Genomic DNA, 514 nt, shown 5'->3' with positions numbered 1-514 from the left:
CCACCGCCCCGCACGCTCGCGGCGGATTTCGGCGTGCCGCCGGCTCCATCACGCTCGCGCTGCCGGGCACGGAAGACGCGCCGCGCGCGCCGGGGGATGGCGATCCGCCGCGCCTCATCGCCATCGGCTCGGTGATCCCGCGCAAGGGCTATGGCGTGCTGCTGGAGGCCATAGAGCGGCTCGGCGACCTGCCCTTCTCGCTCACGATCGCCGGATCGCTCACCCTCGATCCCGTGACCGCCGCCGACATCCGCGCGCGGGCCGAGGCGCTGCCGGAAGGCCGCGTGCGTCTCCTCGGCGCGCTGCCGGAGGCGCAGCTCGACCGGCTCTACCTGGAAGCCGACCTCTTCGTTCACCCCTCGCTCTATGAGGGCTACGGCATGGTGCTGGCCGAGGCGCTGAAACGCGGCCTGCCGGTGGTCTCAACCACCGGCGGCGCGGCCGCCGAGACGGTGCCGGACGGCGCCGGCCTGAAGGTGCCGCCGGGCGATGCCGGCGCCCTCGCCGAGGCGCT

1 protein-coding gene is annotated in these 514 nt (G+C 74.9%); it reads left to right on the top strand.

The genetic code is table 11. The features are described from left to right. A partial coding sequence (locus tag AC2W7M_RS27215; RefSeq protein WP_486136365.1) for a glycosyltransferase family 4 protein occupies positions 1-514 on the top strand: 514 nt, incomplete at both ends.

The organism is Xanthobacter sp. BG11Y11_SDJG, from assembly GCF_057364445.1.
The sequence above is the reverse complement of the archived record's forward strand: the minus strand, read 5'-3'. Positions and strand labels throughout refer to the sequence as shown.